Raw genomic sequence first — 23,622 nt, 5'->3', positions numbered from 1 at the left:
TCGTGGCCTACAACACACCCTTGGTACTTGGGATTGCGTCGCTTCTTGGGTCACTTTCCGCGGCCATGCGGATCGCCCGGGCCGTGGCTTTGAAAACGCATTCGGCGATGTGATGAGCGTTGCGACCATGGTGCAGAACGACATGCAAGTTGCTGTTGGCATTGGCAGCGAATGATTGCCAAAAATGCTCGACTAACTCACTATCGAACGTACCAATCTTGGCTGCCGCGATCGGCGCGTGATACTCAAACGCATAGCGACCGCCAAGGTCCACTGCGGCGGTGACCAAGCACTCATCCATCGGCAAGGTAAAGTGTCCGTAGCGGCGAATCCCCGCCCGGTTGCCGAGCGCCTCGTGGACGGCTTGCCCGAAAGCAATACCGATGTCTTCCGAGGTGTGATGATCGTCGACGTGCAAGTCACCGACTGCTTGGATGTCCAAATCGATCATCGCATGTTTGGCCAGCAGGTCGAGCATGTGATCGAGGAATCCAATTCCCGATGATCGCGTGCCCGCTCCGTCACCGTCAAGGTTCACAGAAAGCTTGATGTCGGTTTCACCCGTCTTGCGAGCGATCGATGCAGTGCGTGTCATACGTTTCTCAGGTAGCTTTCAAGCATTATGAACAAAGCGTCAATTTGATCATCGGTACCGACCGAGATCCGCAGTCCGTCGCCCCAATCGGGGAATTGCATGTATCGGACTAAAATCTGATTCTTCTTCAAGAATTCGTAGATCGCCTGGTGCTGGCCCGATGGGTGCGTACACCAAACAAAATTCGCTTTCGATGGCGTGACATCAAAGCCCATTTTCGATAGTCCAATGGTCATTTGATCGCGTGTCGCGTTCATTTTCTGGACAACGTCCGCCAACCACTGCTGGCCTGAAATCGCCGCAGTTGCCGCTGCAATCGAAAGCATGTCGCAGTTATAGCTATCTTTGATCTTTGCCAACTCCTTGACCACATGCGGCTGCGCGACAAGGAATCCGAACCGCAGCCCCGCCAATCCATAAGACTTGCTGAGCGTACGAGTGACGAGAATATTCTCGTGTTTCTTCACCAAATCAATGCAGTTCGCACCGGCAAAATCGGCGTAAGCCTCATCAACGACAAGCGGACATGTCATCGTTGAGGCGAGTGACTCCACTTGTTCCGGCAACAAAACCGTACCGCTGGGGCTGTTCGGATTGGGAAGAAACACCAAACGAACGTCGTCCGGTGTAACGCCAAAAGCAGCCGGCAATTGCCAATCGTCGTCAAACGAGATTTGTTCCCACGCCGCGCCTTGGATGTCAGCCAATGTGCGATACAAGATATAGCTAGGATATGGCAAACGCAGTTTTTGATTTTCTCCAACAAATCCCCGCACCAAAATCGTCAAGATTTCATCGCTGCCATTGCCAGCCAAAACCCACTCTGGCCCTGGCAGCCCAAGTGACTCTGCCGCCGCTCGGCGAAAAACGGTTGCAACGGGATCGGGGTAGCGGTTGAGTGCACCAGCGGCGGCGTGTTGAATTGCCGCCACGACCGCTTCAGAGGGCGGGTACGGATTCTCATTCGTGTTGAGTTTAATGGTCTTGCCCGGTGCCAACTGTTCACCGGGTGTATAGGGCTGCATCCGGGAAAGGGCAGGGCGAAATTCGAGATGATCTGGCACGTTTTGTTGTCTTTCTCAGTGTTTATCCGTTTGTCCCTGACGGCGTTTATCCGTTTGTCCCTGACGGCGAATCTTATCCCTGACGGCGAATCGACACGCTGCGGGCGTGGGCAGTCAAGCCTTCTTTCTCCGCTAGCCGCTCGACATCAGGAGCGATTTGACGCAGTGCGGGTTCATCAAACTCGGTGATACTTCCGCTTCGCAAAAAGCTGTTGCTCGACAATCCCGCAGCCCAGGTACACGTTCCACCCGTGGGCAGGACATGACTCGGACCTGCGGCATAATCGCCAAGCGCAACCGGCGTGTGATGCCCCAAGAAGGCTGCACCACTGTTACGGATTTTCGCGATCTGGTCTTGTGGGTTCGCCGTTTCGATGTGCAGGTGTTCCGGAGCGAATTGGTCGGTCAATTCGCATGCCTGTTGCTCATCCCGAACAAGGATCAAAGCACCGAACGCTTCAAGACTATCGACCGTTAACTCATTTCGGCTCAGAAGTGCGACTTGTTTAACAAGTTCCCGATCGACCGATTCAATCAACGATTCATCCCACGTGATCAAGATCGCCGATCCGGGCGAATGCTCCGCTTGAGCCAATAGGTCGGCTGCGATGTAATCTGGTTTCGCAGTCGAATCCGCAATCACAATCACTTCGCTTGGCCCAGCGAATGAATCGATGTCAACCGTGCCGAAGACAAGCTTCTTTGCCAGAGCCACGAACAGGTTGCCGGGACCGACGATCTTATCGACCGCCGGTACGCAATCGCATCCGTACGCCATCGCGGCGACCGCTTGTGCGCCACCCATTCGGTAAACTTCCGTGACGCCCAACTCGTGACAGGTGGCCAACATGTCTTTGTTGTAGGCCCCAAACGGTGTCGGCGGAGCAACCACGGCAATCTCGCTCACTCCGGCGACTTGCGCTGGCACCACCGTCATTAGGACGGTCGATGGATAGGCCGCCGCGCCACCAGGGACACAAACGCCAACGCGTCGAAGTGGCACGTAACGCTGCGTCAACCGTACGCCCGGCTTTGGCGTGATCGTTACATCCTTGTGCAAAATCGCCTGTTGGAATTCAACGACATTGTCTCGGATTCGACCAATCGTTTTGATCAATCCAGGATCCGCCTGGGCATGAGCGTTTGCCAAGTCGTCTGCCGGAACGCGAAGCCCGTCGGCATCCAAATCGGCTCCGTCAAGTGAGTGGCAATAGCGGAGCAGGGCAGGCGTGCCTTCGGTTTGCACGTCACGGCAGATCGTCTGGACCACTTCCGTAGGGGTCAGCGGTTTGCCGAACACCTTTTCGGTGAGCGCACGACCACGCGGGCTGACGACATCCCCCGAAGGACTCAGTTTTTGCCGCAGCGTTTGTAGTATATCGGCAGCCCCAGTTCGGGCGTCGACTCGTTGAATTTTCACGGTTTCGGATTCGGTTACTTAAATGGAATCATTAGGGACGAAGTGAGAGTTCACGCATGAGCGTGCCAAAGGGCCAGTCCAGCCGATTACTCAGCTCCAGCCGAAAGACCCACAGCCGAAAGACGGAACGCCGACCTACCCCACGTTGGTCTCCTATCATAAGCCGATACAATGTGATTTGTTTAGTCACGATCCCCCCGAAATGATCCACAATGCACGAAGAAATTGATTTGCGAAGCGATACCGTGACTCGCCCGAGCTCGGCGATGCGGCAATCCATGGCTGATGCGGAAGTCGGCGATGCCGTAATCGATGTGGATCCGACCGTCCAAAGGCTTGAAGAATTGACTGCGGAAATCCTCGGCAAAGAAGCCGCTGTCTATATGCCCAGTGGCTCCATGACCAACCAAATCGCCCTCCGGGTGCATTGCGATCGTGGCAGCGAGTTCATCTGCGAACAAGATTGCCACCTCTATTTTTACGAACAAGGAGCCTTCGCGTCGCTATCGGGTTTGGTCGCCAAAACCATCGCAGGGCAGGGCGGTGTGCTAAAACGGGAGCACGTGTGCGGAAAAGTGAACGCCGACAACGACCACTCGGTCCGCACCCGATTGCTGTGCCTCGAAAACACGCACAATCGTCTGGGCGGTCGAATCCTTCCGCAAGCCGACGTCATCGACACATGCAATTGGTCGAGAGAACACGGTTTGGCGACTCACCTTGATGGAGCACGACTTTGGAATGCCGCTGCGGCGACGCACCAAAGCGAATGCGACTTAGCGGCTCCGTTTGATTCGGTAAGTGTATGTTTCAGCAAAGGGTTAGGCGCCCCAGTCGGTTCGGCACTGGCAGGCAACACCGAATTCATTCGCGAAGCGCGACGAACCCGAAAACTATTTGGCGGTGCGATGCGACAAGCGGGGATCATCGCAGCAGGGGCACTCTATTCGCTACAACACCACCGAAGCCGGCTTAGTGAAGACCACGCTCACGCCCAGCAGCTTGGCGAAGCGTTCGCATCTCAGGACGGTTTTTCCATCCGTGGGAATACTATCGATACTAACATCGTCGCGATCGAAATTGACCGCAAACAGGGAACGGCCGAGCAAATCGTCGCAAAGCTCGCCGCAGAGGGAGTCCGGTGCTTCGCGATCGGTGAGCAAGCAATTCGCTTAGTGACCCATTTGGACGTGAACTCCGACAAAATCGATCGTGCGTGCGAAGTGATTGCGACGCTGGCATGAACGATGAACCATCCGCACCCAGTCGAGGCAAAACCCGTTGGCTCGTTGCGCTCATACTGTTTGCACTTAGTGCCGGCCTTCGCTTGCCGCCAACGCAAGAAAGCTACTGGGTCGATGAACTTCATACGGCGTGGACGATCAGCGATACGTTTGGAAATGTCGCCCCGCGAGCCCGCGACGGTCATCAACAAGCAACCTACTTTCAAATGCTTTGGCTCTGGAGCAAAACGTTTGGGGCAAGTGAAATGATGATGCGTTTGACCAGTGTGATTGCGGTCTCGCTCGGATGCAGTGCGATGTTCCTAGCAGTGGCAAAGCATCATCAAAGTCTTATCGCAGGTATCGCAGCGGGAGTTTTCCTGGCGGCGGAATCAAATTCCCTGTTCTTCGGAACCGAACTACGGCCCTACGGCGGTGTGATCCTTGCCTCGACACTGGCTTGTCTCTTTTCAGCATCCCTGTGGCGGTTGCCACCGAAGGCAGGACGCCAATCGGCTGCGTTTGCCGGTTTGATTGCTACGGTTTTTGCGGCTGCCGTTCTGCAAATCACGTCGTTTGGTGTGCTAGTTTGGCTACCCATTGCGATAGGAATTCGCTGGGTCACGATCGATTGGCGAGCGACATTGATGCCACGAAAAATCGACTTGTTACCGGTCACTGCGGCGGTATTGCTTGGCCTTTCGCTTTGGCAGAGCGGTATGACCGAAGCTTGGCATAGTCGGGCGATGTGGGCGAGTTTTGCGTCCGCATCTTCGGTTTCCCAAATCGCGAACCTTTGGCCTTGGCGGACGGTGATGATCATTCCGCTCGTTGTTTTGGCCTTTGGAACATGCATTGGTTGGAGACACAAAAAATCCGAACCCGCCGCTCAAACCAACAAATCCTTTCCATGGATGCTTGTCAGCGTGATCCTGGTCGCAACCCTTTGTTTCTGGTCGCTAGCCTATTTCGAGATCGCTGCTCTGTGGCATCGCCGCTACCTCGTCGCTTGCTTGCCGATGTTGGGTTGGGTCTTCGCTGCGGGGATTGATGAGGGAGTGAAGATGGGGTTCGCAACACGATTCCAAATATCAGTCGCCACCATTGGTTACATTGCCTTACTTGCAATGACCTTGTCCCATCAAGGCACAACGAGAAAGTTGATGAGGGGCCAATGGCTTGTCCATCGCGGCGAGGATTGGCGAGGCGCGATAGAGCATGTAAACCAATCCGTGACAACGGGCACGTTACTTTGGCTTGACCCTGGCTTGATCGAACAACGCGGGAACGATTTGTGCGGCCAATCACTCACCAAAGGCGACTATTTGCGCTATGTCGTCGACGGACCCTATACGTTGGCCGATGATGTGCAGGTTGAGCTAACGAATACCGAGCTAATTATCGATATGGAAAACGCGGATAACCATCCAAACATCCTCTTATCGCGGCGTCCTGAATCTGCACTCAAGAAACGATTGGACTCTCGCTTTGCGATTCGTGGATTCGGAAATGTGTCCGTCGGATTACGTTCATCCCCTGCTCCCAATCCTTAAACGACATACCTTTACGGGTTAAAAGTTCCGGCACCAAAACCGATCGTTATTTTTTTGCCGACTCGGTTGGAGATAACACAATGGGTCGCAAACGCAAAACGGGGGCCTCGATACGCCTGCCTATTCGTTTGATGAACTTGCCTTCCGAACCAACCGTGGCATCAACATTCCCGTTCGTTTTTGAAGACTTTCATAACTCGGGAATCGTTCGCTCATCGCTTGCTCTTCGATCGCTGCTTTTAAGTAAAGCACACTCAGCAAGCCCCCCCAAGCGGCACACCTCCATGATTGAGGATTACTAAGCAACAATGCTGCGGTCATCCACAAGACACCTGAATACATCGGGTGACGAACGAATCGATAGGGCCCCGTCGTTGTAAGCTTTGTCTGCTCGGTTGGCGTTGGATGGATGCGGACATTTAGCAGCCCGATCGTTTGCCATGCCCAAACGGCAATCCCAATCCCAGGCAACGTCAATACTAGCGGTAGCCAATCGAATGGCTGCCAATTTGCAGACAAAACAATCACCGCAGAAACGATGAATTGTGCAACGACGAGCGAATTGGCTAGGACAGTTTGACGCACGGGCGACTTTCTGGTTTTATCACTGTGGGTATGGCAATCGACATTGCGACGCGCTACATTAGATTGTCTGGCAATTCCCATTTCCATTTGCAGCAAAGACTGGAGCTACCATGCCTAACCGAGTTTACAAGAAAATTGAAGTCACCGGCACATCCACTATCTCGATTGAAGAAGCCGTCCAAAGTGCCCTCAAGCACGCCTCGCAAAGCGTTCGCGGACTAAGTTGGTTCGAAGTCCTCGAAACTCGCGGCAACATCATCGAAGGCACCGTCGACAACTGGCAAGTCACAGTCAAAATTGGCTTCGCACTCGATTGATCTTCACGGCCCTTTAGCCCTTAGCATTCAACCCTTAGCATTCAATAGGCCAGGTGAAACCTGGCGTGACGAATGTGAGCAACAAGTGCTATGCATTTGTAACAGACTGAAGGTTGCCCCCCAAGTTTCGAGCGTTGGATTTTCCAGCCTACAGCTGACAGGCCATCCTGAGACACTGGGTAGGCCATCCTGAGAAGCTTGGAAGGAAAGTCTGGCTAAAAAACGAACGTCCGATTGCCATGTCGGTAAAATACCAACATGGCTAATCTGCGTTTACTGTTCGTGTTCCTTTTTTCGCTCAACCTCGCATTGAGTCCTGCGAGAGCAGAGCAGGGCGACGCGGCCGCACGGGGGTATCGACTGCTCACCGAAACGCCGGTTCTACCCAGCGATTTTGATCAAAAAGTCTTTGATGAAGTTTGGCAGGCTTGGCCCGAACCACTGCGTAGCCAAGCAGAAAAAGCCTCCCCGGAACGCCGCCGCGAGATGTCCTATGATCGCTACGGTCTAACCACCCGACCGGGCGATGACTCAGGCAAGCCGCTCCAATATGTCGTTAATGCCGATGGGCACTGGACGATGACCTGTTTTGCCTGTCACGGTGGAAGTGTCTATGGCAAACCGACACCCGGGGCACCAAATAATCGATTCGGGTTACAGACGCTTAGCGAAGAAATTCGTCGCACAAAATTCCGTCTTGGCGAACCTCTGACGCGAATGGATATCGGGTCGCTCGTCGTCCCGCTCGGCACGACCCACGGGACCACCAATGCCGTCGTTTTCGGTATGGGCTTGATGCATTTTCGCGACGAAAATTTGAATGTCATTGATCGCGTTCCGGCAAAGTTCACCCACCATGATATGGATGCACCCGCGTGGTGGCATTTTCACAAACGCCCTTATCTCTACATTGACGGTTTCGCACAAAAAGGTTATCGGGGTTTGATGCAATTCATGCTTGTCCCCGAAAACGGCCCCTCCTTTTTTGAGAATCACGAAAATGATTTTCGTGACGTCTACGCCTACATGTCGTCGCTTCGCCCGCCACCATACCAAGGTGAAATCGATGACAGATTGGCTCTGCGTGGCAAATCCTTGTTCGAACAAACCTGTGCCGAATGCCATGGGACCTATGGCCAGCAGAGCGACTATCCCAATCGCCGCATTCCGCTTTCGGATATCGGCACCGACCCGGTTCGATTGAATGCATTGCCTGTCGAAGGGCGCGCCAAATATGCCTCAAGCTGGTTTGCCCATGCAGATGAACCGGAACAGCAAACGACCATCATCGATCCCGATGGGTACGTCGCTCCGCCACTCGATGGTGTGTGGGCGAGTCCACCCTATTTCCACAACGGCAGTGTGCCAACCCTTTGGCATGTATTGCACCCGAGTGAGCGTCCGGACGTATGGCGACCAATCTCACAGCAAATGGACGAAGAACGCGTGGGATTGCAAATTGAAGTCGTCGAAAAAACCCCGTTGGCTGAGCCCGATGTCGCGATTCGCCGTAGTTTTTTTGACACTCGCCGATTCGGGAAAAGCAATGCTGGCCACGATTTCCCCGACCAACTGGTCGAAGACGAAAAATCGGCCATTCTTGAATACCTGAAAACGCTTTAGCTTCGTACTCTGTGGCCTACTCGATTGGCCGTTTGAGGCGTATAAATGGGCTTCTCAAATTCGTTTTTCACTGGGACTCGCGGTCGGGAAAATCCTGACGACGTGTCTGATGGAGCATAAAAAAGATGAGCAAAACACAACTATTAGCGGCACGAGCGGGCGAGATCACTCCTGAGATGGAGAGTTGTGCTCAGCGAGAAGACCTCCCGGTGGAAACGATTCGCGACGAAGTGGCTGCAGGTCGAATGGTCATTCCCGCCAATATTGTCCATGCAGCCGGGGCTCTAGAGCCCATGTGTATTGGTATCGCGGCGAAGTGCAAAATCAATGCAAACATCGGCAACAGTGCCGTCACAAGTAACCCCGGTGAAGAAGTCGATAAGCTTCACACCGCCGTTCACTTCGGTGCCGATACGGTGATGGATCTATCGACGGGAAAAGACATCGACAATATTCGCCGCCAGATCATTGAAAAGAGTACGGTCCCAATCGGAACCGTCCCAATTTATCAAATGCTCGAAGAACTCGGCGGCAACATCGAAGACATGACCGCCCAACACTTTTTGGATATGTGCGAGCATCAAGCCAAACAGGGCGTCGATTACATGACGGTTCATTGCGGCGTCAAACTCGAACACTTGCACCTAAGCACCAATCGCGTCACCGGAATCGTTAGTCGCGGTGGATCACTGATCGCCAAGTGGATGATGGTGCACCGCAAACAGAATCCGCTCTACGAAGCTTTCGATGACCTTTGCGATATCTTCCGACAATACGACGTGACTTGGTCGCTTGGTGATGGCATGCGTCCCGGTTCGATCGCCGACGCATCCGACGAGGCTCAGTTTGCCGAGCTCGATGTGCTTGGCGAGTTGACCAAACGTGGCCAAGAAAACGGCACGCAAGTAATGGTGGAAGGTCCAGGACACATCCCGATGGACCAAATCCAAATGAACATTGAAAAGCAAATAGAGATTTGCAATGGCGCGCCGTTCTATGTTCTTGGGCCACTCGTGACCGACATTGCACCGGGTTACGATCACATCACTAGCGGCATCGGTGCGGCCATGGCGGGGATGTACGGCGCAGCAATGCTTTGTTACGTCACACCAAAAGAACACTTAGGATTGCCTAACGAAGAAGACGTCAAGCAAGGTTGTATCGCGTACAAAATTGCGGCTCATTCGGCTGACGTTGCCCGTGGCCGAAAAGGCGCTCAAGATCGTGATGACGCGCTTTCCAAAGCTCGTTTTGAGTTTGACTGGAACGAACAATTCCGCCTGTCACTCGATCCCGAAACGGCAAAGCGCTACCACGATGAAACATTGCCGCAAGACACCTTCAAGAGCGCTCACTTCTGCAGCATGTGCGGACCGAAGTATTGCTCGATGAAGATCACCGAAGACATCCGAAAAATGGCTGCCGACAAGCAATTGGTCGAAATGCCTGTGGTAAAATAGCGAGACAACTGATCGTAAACCTGAGCAGGATCCGCAATGAAACTCGGTCCTCGTATAACAATCGCCATTGCATTTTGCTTGGCGTCTATGCCGTTCGCGCTTCCTGCGCAAGAACTCCCCGATCGTTTCGTGTGGGTCTTTGGATGGAATCTGCAACAAGATTCGGATGTCGACCAGATCACACGCGTTCTCGATAAAGCTGCAAAGCATGGGATCAACGGCGCGGTGATGTCCCTCGGACTCGATTCGCTTAGCATCAAGTCGGCGGACTACTTTCGCAGGCTCGACCAAGTCCAAGCAACTTGCCGGGCCAATCATTTAGAATTAATACCCGCGGTTTTTTCAGTGGGTTATGGCAGTTCGGCATTACGCTTTGACCGAAATCTCGCCGAGGGATTGCCGGTCATCGATGCGCCGTTCCTTGTGAACGGCGGTGTCGCAAAACTAATCCCCAATCCCGCAGTCAGCATTCGGAACGGAGATTTCGAGACGTATTCGGGACACCGCTTCGCTGAATGGAATTTTCATGACGCTCCCGGCGAAATCAGTTTCGCTGATACCGCGATAAAACACTCTGGCAACGCATCGTTACGGTTTGAGAATTTCACATCAAACCCCCACGGGCATGGACGAGTGATGCAAGAAGTTCCATTGGGTCCCAATCGCTGCTATCGATTGACAGTTTGGGTGAAGACCGAAGGCTTGGCTCCGACCAACAGCTTTATGTTGCAGGTGCTAGCCGACGACCATTCGGTTGCACCTGCAAAATTCGAGATTCCGTCAACCGGTGATTGGCGAAAATTGACGATGGTGTTTAACAGCCTTAGTCACAAATCAGCTCGAGTGTACGCAGGAATCTGGGGCGGAAAAACGGGAAAACTTTGGCTTGACGACTTTTCGATTGAAGAAATTGGACCTTTAAACGTGCTCCGTCGCCCCGGTACACCGGTATCGGTAAAAAATGCTGATGGCACAATTGAGTATAGCGAAGACAAAGACTTTCTACGCATCGAAGACCCACGACTAAATGCATACCGTGCGAATGGCCAAATACCCGATGTTCGCATCCCTTCTGGATCACGTATCAAGAATGGCGAAACGATCAAAGTCAGTTGGTATCACTCACAACGAGTGTATGCGTCCCAAGTAACGCTGTGCATGGCGGAACCCAAGCTTTATGAGATCTATGACCGTGAGGCAAAGCTACTCGCCGAGCGATTGCACCCGAGTCGCGTTTTTCTTAACGCGGATGAAATACGGTTGGGCGGAACGTGCGCCGCATGTAAGGGAAGTGATATGGCGAAGCTGCTTGGCGAGTGTTTGACCAAAATTTCAGCGATCTTGCGTCGCCACATGCCGGATGTCGAAATATATGTTTGGTCCGACATGCTCGATCCAACTCACAATGCAGTCGACAACTACTACCTCGTCAACGGCAGTTTCGCAGGTTCGTGGAATTACGTTCCAAAGGACCTAGTCGTGGCTGTATGGGGTGGAAAACCGCGGGTCGAGAGTATGGAATTTTTCTCTAAGCAAGGCTTCCGCACACTGGCATCCTGCTACTACGACGCCGACGACTTAGAGGATGTGGCTCGCTGGTTTGAACTTGTTAAGCAAACCGATGGTGCCCGAGGGATGATGTACACCCCTTGGGAGAAGAAGTATGAGCTGCTTGACGAGTTTGGAGATTTAATTCGTCCCTAAACGGGCAGGCTCTTCAGCGGCATCTTCCAATCGAATCGTGCGGAACATCTACAACAGGGGGATTCGCTACAATCGCAAATTCCAAATAGGGTTGCCTCGAAGACGGAAGCATCGTTGATGAAAGAGATTGAAACGGTTGCGAGCAAGATCGTTTACCAGAATCGTTGGATGACCGTTCGCGAAGACGCCATTCGTCGCTCCGATGGCGACGAAGGCATTTATGGCATCGTCGAGAAGCCTGATTTCGCGGTGATTGCAGCGGTAGAATCGGGATCCGTTTTTCTGGTGGAACAGTATCGCTATCCGCTTCAAAAAAGGGTTTGGGAATTACCTCAAGGATCTTGGGAAAGCAACGAAGTTGCGCCGATCGATTTGGCTAAGGCGGAGTTGCAGGAAGAGGTAGGGATTGTTGCTGGAAACATGACCCCCGTCGGTCACCTATTCCTAGCATGTGGGTATTCTCGCCAGGGCTATAATGTTTTCCTCGCCACAGATCTGCAACGGACGCAGACTTGCCTTGACCCAGAGGAACGAGGACTCATTTCCCAGCCGTTCAAGATCGCCGAAGTCGAAGCGATGATTTGTGAAGGGATTATCGAAGATGCCACAACGGTTGCGGTGATGGGATTGTTAAGGTTGAAGCAATTGCTGTAGTTCTAGCTGCTTAAACGTGATTGGTTCTTTTCCGTCTACTACCCAGGGCTGTCCGTTTCTTCCGTCCGCAAAGCCGTTTCGCTCACTGCGGCAGAACCAGACTTGCTACCAATCACCAATCCCGTTCCGCGTAATTTCCACAAAAAGAATGCGGCTCCCGCAGCCATTAGCAGGCTGCTGACCCAAAAAATGTTTTGCGGTTCGTCGCCAAACAGCGGACGCACGGCCCAGTAAAACAGCGCAGCAACGGTTAAGAAGGCGAACGAGACTGCGTTTGCCGTCCCCAAAAAACGTCCTCGTTCATCATCTGGCGACAATTTTTGCAACAAGGCTTGGAGCGGAATAATATAAAACCCCGCAAAGAAACCAGCACCAAGAATAAAGAAAGCAACGTTGCTACAAGCGACCCGGACCATCGGCGCCATGTCAGGGAGTGACGGGGGAACCAAGCCGAGCAGAGCAAAGAAGAGGACCAAGCCAGCCGCGCCAATCGGAATCAGGCGAGGCTCGATGCGATGACCTGAAATCAATCCCGCAACGGCACAGCCTACACCGATCGCAACGCCGAGAACCCCCATCAAAACACTTGCTTCACTTCGGTTGATCCCGAGTACCACAGTATATTCAGGCACGATAAATAGTGCGATCCCTGCGAGTAGGTAAAAGTAGCCCCAGGCCATCATTACCATTAGCAAACGGGTCTTCGCCATCTCACGGATTGCACTGATATAAGTCGTGAATGGGTTGTAATCAAATTTCAAATTTCGGTCGCCCGGTTGTAGCGGTGTCAAAAACCATGCGGCAAATAGGCCGTTGACCGCGATGATTCCCATGACGATGATCGGCACCCACAACATTCCGGGCGACCCGTCTTGAGGGCTGTACCAATCCGCAACCATCCCGGCCAACAATGTGCCCACAATCACCGCGACATTGGTCATCATGTTGATCGTCCCGTTGGCGCGACTTAGATCGGAATCTTTTACCAGTTCAGGAATCATGCCGTACTTGGCTGGTCCGAAGAACGAACTTTGGCAAGTCAGTGCAACCAGGGCAAAGAGGGTCAACCACAGGTTGCCAGTAAAAAAACCGACTCCAGCGACAATCGCAATCGGGATTTCCGCGATTTTGACCCACATGGTAACTGTACGTTTCGAAAAACGATCGGCAATTTGGCCAGCGTAACCCGACAGCAAAATGAACGGAATGGTAAAGCAAATTCCGACGATACCTTGCCCTCCGTCCCCCAATTGTCCGGCCCAGGCACCATCGATCACCATAAACGTTAAAACGCCCTTGAGCACATTATCATTCATGGCACCGAAGAACTGAGACGCCACTAGGCTCAAGAAGCCCTGTTTGAAAAGGTTACTTTGCACGCGAAAAATCCGTTAGACCGACAAATGAATGGTTTCTCTCGATGAGAATCTTAGCAAAAATCAGCTTCGACCGATGCCGGGATGTGCGACTGCTCTAGCAAGTGAGTCTTTAGCGGCGATACCGATCAGCCACACTAGGCAATGGATAGGTTGTCACGTCGCGATCTCCGTCCCAGGCGGCAATTTCTTGGAGTCGCTCGAATCCACGCGTAACCAAATCAGAACGTTCGGTCGCGAATTGGCGATCAAAATTGCTAAGCGACATTGGCCCGTCTAACACCACCGGTTCAAAACCAGAGCACTGGATAAACTGAGCCAAAACAGGATTGCACCGGATGTGTCGCTCCGGTGTTGTATGCAAAACCTCCGGATCAAGCTCGCCGATCACGAAGCGAAGGTACAGATCACTCTCGACAATCGACGCAACATCCTTTCCGCAGACTTCGCAAATGTAACCTTCGTCGCACTTCGCCATTGCGGTTACGAATCAAGTCCGAGTACGTCGAACATGTTGTAGAGACCCTTTGGACGACCGATTAACCATTTTGCAGCCGCAATGGCACCCGATGCATAACAGTCACGATTGCTGGCTGCGACGTTCAGTTCGATCTTTTCGCCGAGCATGCCAAATACAATCGTATGCTCACCTGGATTATCGCCTACGCGAACAGCATGGTAGCCAATTTCGCAGCGAGTTCGTTCACCGGTGTGTCCTTCCCGACCATGGATGTGCATTGTGTCCGGCCCAAGTTTTTTGGCGATCAACTCACCAAACTTGAGTGCGGTGCCACTCGGTGCGTCTGCCTTGAAACGATGGTGCCGTTCAATGATTTCAACATCAAGACCGCCCACAACGTCATCAAGTGTTTCAGCGACTTGTTCCGCCAATTTCATCGTCAAATTTACCGCCAACGACATGCTCGGAGCCCAAACGACGGGAATCAATTTCGCTGCGGCGTTGAGTTTCGCTTTCTGGCTGTCGCTCAACCCGGTCGTAGCAACCACCAAAGGAGTCGTTGCTTCGACACATTCTTCAATACATCGGTCGATCGCTTCGGGGAGTGAAAAATCGATGACAACCTCGACTTCCTCTGGCCATTTGCTCGACAACTCAACGCCAATCGGAGCAAAGCCTGCGACTACACCCGCGTCTTCGCCTAGATGTGGGTTTCCTTGATGGTCGATCGCGCCAACGATCTTCAATGAGGTGTCTTCCGAGGCGAGGGCCACCACACGGCGCCCCATACGTCCGGCCGCTCCGTGAACGGCAATTTTGGTTGGTGTATTCATAACCCTTAATGTAACCTGATTTGGCCCCCACGCCATAACCGATCAATCGTATCGTTGGAAAATCGGACGTAAAACGCCTTTCAATGAGCTGCCCACAACGGACTCACCCTCGGCGGCTCATCACAATCATCGGGCAATCGGTGCGGCCAGCGACAGCGCGAGTGAAATCGCCAAACAGTTTTTTTCGCCGCCCAACTCGCTGGACTCCCAAAATCAGCACATCGCTCTGGTCGCATCGATGCGTAACGGTCGCAATCGCATCGCTGCTGACGACAACGTCCACTTTTGAGCTTGGACATAGATCCCCAGCCAATCGATGAAGATCACGTTCGGCCCGCCGCACTTCGTCCACGTGAGCACTCTTAGGCAAGACTCGCAGAAACGTCACCTCCAAAGGTCGTGTTCGTTGCATGCTACCCAACAGCAATGCCAACATGTGTTCGTGACCACCGCGACCTGCTATCGGAACCAACACCCGACGGACGTCCGCGAATTCCCAATCCTTGCGTGAACGTAACACCACGACGTTTGCATCAAGTTCCCCAAGCAACGTTTCCAAATGGGATGCACTGCGAACATCCGCGATTTTATTAAGCCCGAGCAATACCGACTCGCAGCGATGGAGTTTTGCAACACGTGCAATTTCTCGCATCGGGTCGGGCGAAACCGTCGTTAAGGATTCGATTCGAATTCCACAGTTCGCCGACGCGTGTAGGATCTCTCGCATTACATTTTGCGATCGGACAATCGGGTCATCATCGATTTCCGGTTTCCAATCAGGTGGGGGGACTACAATCGTTTGCGTCAAAACGCGGCCAACGTCAGCCGGCACTAGCGCATCGGCAAGCGAGATCATCGCCAAGGCGTTTTGTGGATTCGCAATAGGAACCAATACCAAAGGCGTTCGGCCGCGTAATGTGATCAGTTCAGGATCAATCGCCGTAGTGGATACGTCGAAAACGCTCGCGCGAGTTCGGAATAACGCCACGAAAATAAGCCCCCCCATTGCTAGCCAAGTGACGGTGATTGCGCCAGCCGATGGCACGGCGAACCCTTGAAATAAGGCCAAAGCGAGGCACGCGGTTCCGCCGAGAATAGGAACCAACGGAAACAGCGGGGTCTTAAAAGGGGGTGGACGACGATGACTTCGTCGGCGAACAAGAAACGTAAGTGCGTGGCCAATCGCAAAAGTGATTAAGAAAATCAAACTCGATGCCGCACCTGCCGCGCTGACGTCAGGCAGAACGATGAGAATTAAGGACACAAGTGCCGCGGTCACTGCGATTGCGATGACGGGTAGGTGGTGTGGGCCGCGGACCGCAGCAACCGCTGATGGAAGCGTCCGATCAACCGCCATTGTACGAGCGATTCGAGACGCGGCAAATAGATTGGCTTCCAATGCCGAAAACATTGATAAAACAGCCGCCACAATGACCAACCAATAACCGATCGGCCCCATAAAATCCTGTGCCGCGACGGCAATGATTCCTTCAGGATTCGCGGCCGCCGCTTCGGCAATCGATTGGCCCTGAGGAGTTCCCACAGCAGTGATCACGAGTAGCAGGGGGACATAAATTGCGATCGCAATCAATAGCGATAGAATCATCGCCCGCGGTATTGTTTTAGATGGCTCACGAACTTCGCCTCCCACCGCAGCAATCAGGTCGAATCCTTGTAACGCAATAAATGTGTAACCCATCGCTTGGATCAATCCGCCGATCCCGGCTGTGAAGAAAGGATCGAACGCGGTCACGATTTCAGCGGATGATTGCTGGGTCGTCGCGACGATACCAGCCAAAATCAAACATGCGAAAACGATAATTTTGCCAACATTGACAAGTTGCCCTCCGCCAGCAGAACGGATCATAAGTGATGCGGACAGCAACACGGTCGTTAAGATTGCGCCCGCCGTCTTTAACGATGAGCTTTCTATCCAATTAGGAACCTCGCCGGCGAATGCTTGCCAAAGCTGCGTCACAACCACCAAAGAAAAATGAGCGAACCCGATTGCATAAAGCACCGCTGCGACCACCGAAGCGAACCACACTACCCATCCAACCGCAAACGCCGCCTCAACCGACAATGCTTTCTTGGCAAACGTATACGTCCCGCCCGATTGTGGGAATTTGGATGCGAGCTCGGCAAGACTTAGCGCCGTCAGTAACGCGATCACGCCATTGAATAAAAACGCCAAAACAGCTGCCGGCCCAGTGGTTGCAAACGCGGTCCCCGCAAGTGCCAAGATGCCTCCGCCCACGATCGCGCCCACCCCCACGCCGGTCGCGCCCAAAAGTGTCATCTGTCGAGAGGAGGAATCCATGTAAGTTTCGAGTGGGAGTTGGAGTTCGTGCGTTAGCATAAGTCTTATAAGACAGCCCAAGCCCGCTCACAAGGTCGCTGCCCACAAAACGTCCGTAAATCCGTTAACATTGAACCTAGCTCTTCTGTTGATGCGATTCTCAAAGCCAAAACATTTGAAGGTCAAACGCAATGAAATCACTCGCTTTCGTATCCCCTGTCACGATTGTCGCTTTGGTCTGTTTCTTTTCGCACGGCTCGGCTTTCGCTGATTCTGATTTGGTATCGGTTGATGTAACCGGAACTGTCGTGTCGCCCGATGGCAATGTGGCAACGAATGCGAACGTTCGTTTCAGTTTGCCTTCTGGAAAGCTCGACAAAGCGGTCAAAACGGACGACGACGGCAAATTCCAACTTTTGCTGGAGGTAAAGAAAGCCGCATTGAAGGGCGTAGTTATTCGAGCCGAAAGTTCCGATGGAAAGCAACTTAGCGTCAGTCGATTCAGCTCAGACAATGACTCCGTGACAACCGAGGGAATCGAGATCCAACTTTCAGAGACGAAAGAGGGAAGCATTCAGGTCCTCGACGCAAATGGCGCCCCAGTCGATGACGCTTCGGTCGCAGTTCAACTTCGGTGGCCGAATACGATATCCGGTATCCGCACAGACGATTCAGGTCGTGTCACGTTCCGCTATCCTGAGACCGACCGCGTCAATTCGGTCGTCGCCTGGAAAGACAACGTCGGTTTGGACTATCGCGTCTACTCATTGTCGCGCCGACAACGCTCCGATGCATTAGCGAAAGTGCCCGAGTTTCCAACCGATGACGCGCAAACACTACGACTCGAAGGGACCGCATCGCTGCGTGTTCGCATCTCCGATGATAGCGGGCAACCAATTCCAAACGTGCAAACTTACGTTTGGCTGCTCAACAAAGAAAGCGAATCCAATCAACTCAACCTCAGTTACTATACGGATCAATTCGCTCAGAGCACCGACGAGAACGGTGAAGTCGTGTTTCCCTGGATACCTGCTTGGCAGAAAACCATGCTTCAAGTTTGGCCAAGTGCAGACGAGTTCGGTCGTTCGCGTGGAACCTACGATCCGGCAACCGGTAACGGGCTGCTTGAAATGCAACTCACTCGTTTGGTTCCAATTCGCGGTAAAGTCACGGATCCCGATGGTAACGCGGTTTCAAAAATCACGGTCGTCGCTCGCGGTGAAGGCTACTCGATGGATGATAGTTCGGACTCAGCGACGACGGACGACGAAGGGAACTATGAATTGCACGTTGCGCCGGAAAAAATTTACCTCGTTGTCGTCAAAGATATGAAATGGGCCGCTGCACCTCAGACCGGTTTTGCCGTCCGCGCGAACGAGCCCGTCGAAGGGAAAGACTTCGTCCTACGTGAAGCCACTCGCGTATACGGCACTCTGAGCGAGGAAGGCAGCGGTGAGCCGATCTCGAATCAACGAGTTATCGTCTACCAATACGGCGAGGAATTGAATTCGTTGGAAGGAGTCGAGTTAAACAACCCCGAGAACTCACGTCGTTGGGTTAACCCCATGTTGACGTTTAATGAGACAACCGATGAACAAGGACATTTTGAGTTCGCACTGGGCGACGGCAGTTTTGACATTCGACCGCCACAACAGGAGAAGAGCGAAAAGTTTGAAATTGCGGGTGAAGCAGAGCTGAAATTGAATGTCACGACCGTGCTTCGCAAGGAAGTCGAGTTGACCGGAAAGGTAACGGAAAAAGAAACCGATGATCCGGTTGGTTCCGCGAAACTGGAAGGAGTGGCACAAAATTTCAGTGGAGAGGATTGGCAAGCGGCCACAAACGCCGAAGGCATGTTTCGTGTGATGCGGCAAAAAGAATCGACCTACGTTCATGTCGTCGGCCGCGGGACAGAGCTTGCCGCTATTGCAATCGTAAAGCCGGAGCAAACGAAGTTGGAAGTCAAACTCGAACCAACCGGATCGGTGACGGGACGTTTGTTGTCGGATGAAACGAAGGAACCATGGGCTGACAAGAAAATCAATTACGGAGTAGACGTGCCAAGTGATACAGGCTCATCATGGAGTACTCGATTTGGTGATAGCGTGGTGACCGATGAAGAAGGTCGTTTTGAAATCGATGGTCTGGTTGGCGGTTGGGACTACTCGGTCAACCTCGGGACCACCGAGGAAGGCATGTATCATTCGCTACCCGATTTTTCGGTTGAAACGGGCGAGGCCAAGGATCTCGGTGATGTCCAGGCGCCGCCGAAGCCAAAACGCTATGTCCCGCCGACACTCGAGCAGCGAATCGCCAAAGCTTTCGAAGTTGATGGCACGCCGGTTGAGCGACTTGAGCGAGCGAAAAAGTCAATCAAACTGGTGAATCAGCATTTGCTAATCGTCTTCGGCAAACCAGAAAACAAGAAGGTTCATCGGTTGATGGAAATTCGGTACCAGGATGCTGATTTCCGTGAAGTTCGTGATGAGTTTCGCTTCATGGCGATACCAACGGATGAGCAACGGCGAGGAGTGGCCGACGCATTGGCCAAAGAACTCGATGAATCGATCGAAGGGGAGCGAGCCGATTTCTTATTGGTCATTTTGAATCGTGATGGCAAGAAAGTCGATGTGCTGGACACCAAAAAGCTATGCAATGACGATGGGTTTTCTAAAGACAAGTTCATCGAAACGCTGCGCAGCCATCAACCCAAGATGCCGGACGCTCGTACAGCATTAGACGATGCACTGCGTCGAGCCAACGAAGAGGGTAAACGAGTCATCGTGCAAGAGACCGCAACGTGGTGCGGACCGTGTCATTTGTTATCGCGATTTTTGGATGATAATCGCACATGGGAAAAAGACTACGTCTTGGTAAAGATGGACCATCGGCTCGAAGGAGCACGTGAATTGATGAAAGAAATCCGCGACGGAGCCAAAGGTGGGATACCCTGGTATGCAATTCTTGATGCATCGGGGGAAAAGCTCGCCACATCGAATACTCCCGATTCCGGAGAGAATATCGGCTATCCATCGAGCGAGACGGGGCAATCACATTTCGCCAACATGCTAAATCAAACTCGGAATCGAATGACAAAAGAGGACGTAAACGCATTGATAAATCAACTGACCGCCGATGACGACGAGTGATCCAAAGAATCAAAAACATTGACGACGATGAAGCAGTTTTGCTTCATCCAGATCGGGTTTTAGGTAGTGGAGAAATCACACAACCGAGCCTATCCGATTGATTGCGGCAGATAGAACTGTGCGACTTTCCGAAACGCTTCCCGCTGCTGTTCGCACCACGTTTCATCGCGTCCAAGTTCGGCTGCCATCAATTCCACAACGTTCGGTGCGATTGCAAGTGCCGCTCGCGCATTCAAAAACAACGCTCTTGTTCGTCGGGCGAGCACGTCTTCAACAGTACGAGCCATTTCATGACGCACCACCCAAATGACTTCCGCTGCGGTAATCGTCAAATCCGAGTGAAGAGGCTTAGCAAAATCAGGCGTTTCACTTTCAAGCTGTTGAATCAACGCCAAGTCGGTGCCGTAAAACGATCGTGGCGCCCCGTCGAAATCGGACTCGACGTACCCATGAATCCGCTGGCTACGTGTACAGCATAACTTGGCATGCAAGCTAGCTTCCTTCACAACACGATCGACACAGTCTTCCGCCATCTTTCGTACCGTGGTCCATTTACCACCGGTGATCGTCACTAATCCCGATTCGGATACACGAATCACATGGTCCCGAGACAACGAGGCGGTTCGTGCCGACTTGTCACCCTTTACCAATGGCCGAATTCCTACAAAAACGCTCAAGATATCTTCTTTTTGTGGTGGCGTTACCAGATACTTAGCTGCCGTAGAAAGCAAAAACTGAATCTCCTCGGTTTGTGCGGAGGGTTCAAGTGAAACTTCATCGATCGGCGTATCCGTCGTGCCGACAATCGCATGATCATGCCAGGGGATAACAAATAGCACTCTTCCGTCAGGCGTTTTAGGAACCATGATTGCCGTGTTCCCGGGGAAGAGTTTTCGTGGCAAGACGATATGCACACCTTGGCTTGCCGATAGCATCGGCTCGCACTTCGGATCATCCATTTGTCGAACGGCATCACAAAAGGGACCTGCCGCGTTCACGACCGCTCTCGCAGAAATGTCAAACGTTTCGTCCGACTCTTGATCCGTTGCTCGGACGCCATTGATTGCCCCCGATGCATCTTTGCTGATCGCATCAACGCAAACATAATTGAGCACACAGCCGCCTTGTTCATGAGCCGTTTGCACCATATTGATTAGAAGCCGTGTGTCATCAAACTGGCCGTCATGGTAGACAACACCACCGGAGACAATCTCTGGTTTGAGTGTGGGGATCTGTTGAATTGATTCCAGCTTTGAAATTCGACGCGTCGTCGCAAAATTGTTCCCAGCCGCCAATAAGTCATAAATTTTCAAGCCGACGCCATAAAAGAATCGTTGCCACAAATTGCGACACGGAATCAGAAACGCTAGATCATGAACTAAATGCGGCGCATTGGTTTTTAGTAAGCTTCGTTCACGAAGGGCATCGCGGACCAGCGTGATATTGCCTTGCCGTAGATAGCGAACGCCACCGTGAACCAATTTGGTCGATCGGCTCGACGTGCCTTTGCCAAAGTCGGATTGCTCCAACAGCAGCACGTCCAATCCCCTCGAAGCAGCATCCATTGCAATACCAACGCCGGTCGCTCCACCACCGATGACGACGATATCCCAAGGATTCGTTCGATCGCGGAGCTGGCGCAGTTGGTCTTCTCGATTCATCATGAATGTTCCTCCCACGATTTCGCTCGCCCAAGTGCGTCGTTCCACCGTGTTCGACGGTGACTTGCTTCGTCTTTGGACATGATGGGCTCGAAGGTACGATCAACGTGCCAAACCTTGCCAATCTCGGCGATGCTCTTCCAAAAACCGCTCGACAACCCGGCCAAATAGGCCGCACCGAGTGCCGTGGTCTCGATCACCTTGGGACGAATGACGGGGGCCTGCAAGATGTCGGCTTGGAATTGCATCAGTAGATCATTCGCTGCAGCGCCTCCATCGACTTTCAATTGATCGATTGGACGATTTGCATCTTCGGTCATTGCATCGGCGACATCGGCAACTTGAAAGGCGATCCCTTCCAATGCTGCTCGCGCGATATGGGCCCGTGTCGTTCCGCGGCTTAGTCCCACGATCGTACCTCGCGCGTAGGCGTCCCAATGTGGCGCGCCCAAACCTGCCAACGCGGGAACAAGATAGACACCGTCCGAGTCATCGACACTGGCGGCCAATGGTTCGATTTCGGATGAAGAGTCGATAATCCCTAATCCGTCACGCAGCCACTGCACGATTGCGCCGGCGATAAAGATGCTACCTTCGAGTGCATATTGCCGTTGCGATGCGGTGGTGCATGCAATGCTGGTCAACAGTTTGCATCGCGATCGCAGCGGTTTACTGCCAACGTTCATTAGCATGAAGCATCCGGTGCCGTATGTGTTCTTTGCCATTCCAACCTCGGTACAATTCTGTCCGAATAGGGCTGCTTGCTGGTCACCCGCGGCACCACCAATCTTAATCGGTTTACCGAAAAGTGCTGAAGAGGTCTCGCCATACAAATGACTCGACGGAAAAACATCAGGCAATACTGAACGAGGGATTTGAAACAGATCCAAAAGGTCATCGTCCCAATCGCCCGTTTCAATGTTCAGTAACATCGTTCGCGACGCGTTGCTGATATCGATCGCGTGAAGTCGGCCGCCTGTCAGATTCCAAAATAGCCAACTATCAATCGTCCCAAAAGCCAATTCACCATGTGTTGCACGCTCTCGTGCCCCAGGAACATTGTCGAGTAGCCAACGAAGCTTGCTCGCGCAAAAATAGGAATCGATAAGTAGCCCTGTTTTTTGCTGAACGATTTCCGTGTGCCCAGCCTCGCGAAGCGAGTCACAAAATCCGGCCGTTCGTCGATCTTGCCAAACGATCGCGTTGTGAACCGGTTGGCCGCTTGCTCGATCCCAAAGCACCGTCGTTTCTCGCTGGTTGGCAATCCCTATCGCAGCGACCTCGTCGGCGGTTACTTTGCATGTGACCATCGCTTCACGAGCGACCGCAAGTTGACTTTCCCATATTTCGTTGGCATCATGTTCGACCCAACCCGAGGCAGGGTAATGCTGAGCAAATTCACGCTGAGCGACACCTAAAATCGATCCCGCATGATTGAACACGATTGCACGCGAACTGGTTGTGCCTTGATCGAAAGCTAAGACGACGCTCATCGGAAACCCTCTGTGTTGATTGGCAACAGATTGGATCGGTAGTGGTTCATCGTCGCAGATTGCATACCACTAGGCAACTATTTTCGACATTCTCGGCGGCGTCGTTGAATAGGAACATGCCGATATCGATGCTCGATCACGCCAGACCGTGCC

Annotated in this window: 18 protein-coding genes; 8 read left to right on the top strand and 10 right to left on the bottom strand. The window is 52.7% G+C overall.

What is annotated here, in order from left to right:
• Positions 1-7: 7 nt before the first annotated feature.
• The 3 genes from hisB to hisD all read right to left on the bottom strand — a co-directional run bounded on the left by hisB (position 8) and on the right by hisD (position 3,079).
• The gene (gene hisB / locus CA13_RS21335) at positions 8-595 is read right to left on the bottom strand and encodes an imidazoleglycerol-phosphate dehydratase HisB (protein WP_146400072.1); all 588 of its coding nucleotides are present in this window, start codon (positions 593-595) and stop codon (positions 8-10) included.
• A complete protein-coding gene (gene hisC, locus CA13_RS21330; RefSeq protein WP_419194658.1) occupies positions 592-1,659 on the bottom strand; it encodes a histidinol-phosphate transaminase in 1,068 nt (355 codons plus the stop codon). Before hisC ends, hisB begins: the two co-directional genes overlap by 4 nt.
• 73 nt (positions 1,660-1,732) lie before the next feature.
• The gene (hisD, locus tag CA13_RS21325) at positions 1,733-3,079 is read right to left on the bottom strand and encodes a histidinol dehydrogenase (RefSeq protein ID WP_146400070.1); all 1,347 of its coding nucleotides are present in this window, start codon (positions 3,077-3,079) and stop codon (positions 1,733-1,735) included.
• Positions 3,080-3,291: 212 nt separating this feature from the next.
• On the opposite strand from hisD, the gene CA13_RS21320 reads away from it, so the two are divergent.
• On the top strand, positions 3,292-4,323 hold the full coding sequence (locus tag CA13_RS21320) for a GntG family PLP-dependent aldolase (protein ID WP_146400069.1): 1,032 nt from the start codon (positions 3,292-3,294) through the stop codon (positions 4,321-4,323).
• On the top strand, positions 4,320-5,855 hold the full coding sequence (locus CA13_RS21315) for a hypothetical protein (RefSeq protein WP_146400067.1): 1,536 nt from the start codon (positions 4,320-4,322) through the stop codon (positions 5,853-5,855). Before CA13_RS21320 ends, CA13_RS21315 begins: the two co-directional genes overlap by 4 nt.
• A 120-nt stretch (positions 5,856-5,975) precedes the next feature.
• Here the strand turns inward: CA13_RS21315 and CA13_RS21310 are convergent, their stop codons facing one another.
• Complete coding sequence (locus tag CA13_RS21310; protein ID WP_419194657.1) at positions 5,976-6,440, bottom strand: methyltransferase family protein; 465 nt, start codon at positions 6,438-6,440, stop codon at positions 5,976-5,978.
• Positions 6,441-6,550: 110 nt separating this feature from the next.
• Between CA13_RS21310 and CA13_RS21305 the strand changes: the two genes are divergently transcribed.
• The 5 genes from CA13_RS21305 (at position 6,551) to CA13_RS21285 (ending at position 12,198) form a co-directional block, all read left to right on the top strand.
• Positions 6,551-6,757, top strand: a complete 207-nt coding sequence (locus CA13_RS21305) for a dodecin (RefSeq protein WP_146400064.1) — start codon at positions 6,551-6,553, stop codon at positions 6,755-6,757.
• Positions 6,758-7,015: 258 nt separating this feature from the next.
• Positions 7,016-8,380, top strand: coding sequence for a c-type cytochrome (locus CA13_RS21300; protein WP_146400062.1), 1,365 nt, complete (start codon positions 7,016-7,018; stop codon positions 8,378-8,380).
• Positions 8,381-8,505: 125 nt separating this feature from the next.
• Positions 8,506-9,840, top strand: coding sequence for a phosphomethylpyrimidine synthase ThiC (gene thiC / locus CA13_RS21295; RefSeq protein ID WP_146400061.1), 1,335 nt, complete (start codon positions 8,506-8,508; stop codon positions 9,838-9,840).
• Between the two features lie 36 nt (positions 9,841-9,876).
• Positions 9,877-11,544 (top strand): hypothetical protein, encoded by a 1,668-nt coding sequence (locus tag CA13_RS21290; RefSeq protein ID WP_146400059.1) that lies wholly within the window; start codon positions 9,877-9,879, stop codon positions 11,542-11,544.
• Positions 11,545-11,661: 117 nt separating this feature from the next.
• Positions 11,662-12,198 carry an NUDIX domain-containing protein gene (locus tag CA13_RS21285; RefSeq protein ID WP_419194656.1) on the top strand — a complete coding sequence of 179 codons (537 nt, stop codon included), beginning with the start codon at positions 11,662-11,664 and terminating at the stop codon, positions 12,196-12,198.
• A gap of 38 nt (positions 12,199-12,236) precedes the next feature.
• On the opposite strand, the gene CA13_RS21280 is transcribed toward CA13_RS21285, so the two are convergent.
• From CA13_RS21280 to CA13_RS21265, 4 genes are all read right to left on the bottom strand, one after another.
• Positions 12,237-13,577: an MFS transporter gene (locus CA13_RS21280; protein ID WP_146400055.1), complete on the bottom strand. Its 1,341-nt coding sequence runs from the start codon at positions 13,575-13,577 to the stop codon at positions 12,237-12,239.
• Positions 13,578-13,686: 109 nt separating this feature from the next.
• A complete protein-coding gene (locus CA13_RS21275; RefSeq protein WP_146400053.1) occupies positions 13,687-14,052 on the bottom strand; it encodes a hypothetical protein in 366 nt (121 codons plus the stop codon).
• Positions 14,053-14,057: 5 nt separating this feature from the next.
• Positions 14,058-14,867 (bottom strand): 4-hydroxy-tetrahydrodipicolinate reductase, encoded by an 810-nt coding sequence (gene dapB / locus CA13_RS21270; RefSeq protein ID WP_146400051.1) that lies wholly within the window; start codon positions 14,865-14,867, stop codon positions 14,058-14,060.
• Positions 14,868-14,970: 103 nt separating this feature from the next.
• A complete protein-coding gene (locus CA13_RS21265; RefSeq protein ID WP_419194655.1) occupies positions 14,971-17,187 on the bottom strand; it encodes an APC family permease in 2,217 nt (738 codons plus the stop codon).
• 170 nt (positions 17,188-17,357) lie between these two features.
• On the opposite strand from CA13_RS21265, the gene CA13_RS21260 reads away from it, so the two are divergent.
• A complete protein-coding gene (locus tag CA13_RS21260) occupies positions 17,358-20,315 on the top strand; it encodes a carboxypeptidase regulatory-like domain-containing protein (RefSeq protein WP_146400049.1) in 2,958 nt (985 codons plus the stop codon).
• Between the two features lie 89 nt (positions 20,316-20,404).
• Here the strand turns inward: CA13_RS21260 and CA13_RS21255 are convergent, their stop codons facing one another.
• Together CA13_RS21255 and glpK are read right to left on the bottom strand one after the other, a co-directional pair.
• Positions 20,405-21,976, bottom strand: coding sequence for a glycerol-3-phosphate dehydrogenase/oxidase (locus CA13_RS21255; RefSeq protein WP_146403810.1), 1,572 nt, complete (start codon positions 21,974-21,976; stop codon positions 20,405-20,407).
• On the bottom strand, positions 21,976-23,469 hold the full coding sequence (gene glpK, locus CA13_RS21250) for a glycerol kinase GlpK (RefSeq protein WP_146400047.1): 1,494 nt from the start codon (positions 23,467-23,469) through the stop codon (positions 21,976-21,978). The genes CA13_RS21255 and glpK overlap by 1 nt, the downstream gene beginning before the upstream one ends.
• Positions 23,470-23,622 lie beyond the last annotated feature (153 nt).

This window comes from Novipirellula herctigrandis, assembly GCA_007859835.1.
Classification (GTDB): Bacteria; Planctomycetota; Planctomycetia; order Pirellulales; family Pirellulaceae; genus Novipirellula_A; species Novipirellula_A herctigrandis.
The sequence above is the reverse complement of the archived record's forward strand: the minus strand, read 5'-3'. Positions and strand labels throughout refer to the sequence as shown.

Bases quoted from the DNA above. Each gene is read 5' to 3' on its own strand.
- hisB (WP_146400072.1), bottom strand. From the start codon at position 595: ATGACACGCACTGCATCGATCGCTCGCAAGACGGGTGAAACCGACATC.
- CA13_RS21320 (WP_146400069.1), top strand. From the start codon at position 3,292: ATGCACGAAGAAATTGATTTGCGAAGCGATACCGTGACTCGCCCGAGC.
- CA13_RS21315 (WP_146400067.1), top strand. From the start codon at position 4,320: ATGAACGATGAACCATCCGCACCCAGTCGAGGCAAAACCCGTTGGCTC.
- CA13_RS21305 (WP_146400064.1), top strand. From the start codon at position 6,551: ATGCCTAACCGAGTTTACAAGAAAATTGAAGTCACCGGCACATCCACT.
- CA13_RS21300 (WP_146400062.1), top strand. From the start codon at position 7,016: ATGGCTAATCTGCGTTTACTGTTCGTGTTCCTTTTTTCGCTCAACCTC.
- thiC (WP_146400061.1), top strand. From the start codon at position 8,506: ATGAGCAAAACACAACTATTAGCGGCACGAGCGGGCGAGATCACTCCT.
- CA13_RS21290 (WP_146400059.1), top strand. From the start codon at position 9,877: ATGAAACTCGGTCCTCGTATAACAATCGCCATTGCATTTTGCTTGGCG.
- CA13_RS21285 (WP_419194656.1), top strand. From the start codon at position 11,662: ATGAAAGAGATTGAAACGGTTGCGAGCAAGATCGTTTACCAGAATCGT.
- CA13_RS21275 (WP_146400053.1), bottom strand. From the start codon at position 14,052: ATGGCGAAGTGCGACGAAGGTTACATTTGCGAAGTCTGCGGAAAGGAT.
- dapB (WP_146400051.1), bottom strand. From the start codon at position 14,867: ATGAATACACCAACCAAAATTGCCGTTCACGGAGCGGCCGGACGTATG.
- CA13_RS21265 (WP_419194655.1), bottom strand. From the start codon at position 17,187: ATGGATTCCTCCTCTCGACAGATGACACTTTTGGGCGCGACCGGCGTG.
- CA13_RS21260 (WP_146400049.1), top strand. From the start codon at position 17,358: ATGAAATCACTCGCTTTCGTATCCCCTGTCACGATTGTCGCTTTGGTC.
- CA13_RS21255 (WP_146403810.1), bottom strand. From the start codon at position 21,976: ATGAATCGAGAAGACCAACTGCGCCAGCTCCGCGATCGAACGAATCCT.
- glpK (WP_146400047.1), bottom strand. From the start codon at position 23,469: ATGAGCGTCGTCTTAGCTTTCGATCAAGGCACAACCAGTTCGCGTGCA.